The organism is Sungkyunkwania multivorans (genome assembly GCF_042675645.1).
GTDB classification, from domain to species: domain Bacteria; phylum Bacteroidota; class Bacteroidia; order Flavobacteriales; family Flavobacteriaceae; genus Sungkyunkwania; species Sungkyunkwania multivorans.
Genome location: NZ_JBHTJH010000013.1, coordinates 1 through 920 on the forward strand (window position 1 = coordinate 1; position 920 = coordinate 920).

Sequence of the window (920 nt, forward strand, 5' to 3'; positions counted from 1 at the left end):
CAACGGACTTGTGTATGAAACGTAGCGTGCAAAAAGACACTAATTTTTCGGACCTGCCTGCGGTCAGGCAGGTTAACACAGAGCCGAATTTTTATATTTTGTTTTTAATTTTCTCTTTTTAAAAGCCAAATTAAAAATATGGCGGACATTCTAAATATATACAAACCTTTCGGTTTAGCACTTATTAGCTATGTTTTATACACCGTGTTGTGGTGCGTTTTGTTCCATTGAGTTTATCATCTTTAGAGCACTTTTTGCAAGTCCACTTTCTGGGAATTCCGCTAAGGTTCTTTGATAATATTCTTTTGATTTTATACCATTCCCTATTTGAGAGTAACAAAATCCGATATTCGCTAAAGCCATTTCTCTATATGACATTTTGGAAGAACTTAGTAAAGTAATAAATCGGTATTTGTCAATCCATTCATACTTTTTGAAAAAAGTATAACTCTTTTCAAAGTCAAGAATTGCTTCTTCAAAATTTTCAGCATTGTTTTTCTTTATTCCATTCCTATGGTCTTTTGGAATTAAGTTTCTTAAAGAGAATGAAATCAACAAGTAGGTCATTGCACCATAAAGAAATGCCTTTTCTGGATTTATTAAATACCATATAAAAATTATAGCTCCCATAATTAATAGGTGAGGAATTATAGAAACCCAATTGGTTTGTCTTACAGTTGGTACTTTTGAACTCATATTATTTTTTCAATCCATTTACGTATTCAGAACTCTTTCCATTCCAGTAGCAGTGAACACATCTGCTATTTTTAAATTCGTGATTACAGTTGTCATATCCGTATAGAAAGTGAGAGCAATCCGGACACATTTTTGTCATTTTGGAAGTGTCAGAATAGTATTCACTTTCGCATTCATCACATATTTTAATCTTTCTATTCATTCGCAATGCACCACAACGGTCT

At 32.6% G+C, this 920-nt stretch carries 1 protein-coding gene; it reads right to left on the reverse strand.

Going from position 1 to position 920, the window contains the following annotated elements; genetic code table 11:
• Positions 1-195 precede the first annotated feature (195 nt).
• The gene (locus ACFQ1M_RS11535) at positions 196-696 is read right to left on the reverse strand and encodes a tetratricopeptide repeat protein (protein WP_386408342.1); all 501 of its coding nucleotides are present in this window, start codon (positions 694-696) and stop codon (positions 196-198) included.
• Between the last annotated feature and the right edge of the window lie 224 nt (positions 697-920).

Coding starts and splice junctions, on each gene's coding strand:
- ACFQ1M_RS11535 (WP_386408342.1), bottom strand. CDS start 696: ATGAGTTCAAAAGTACCAACTGTAAGACAAACCAATTGGGTTTCTATA.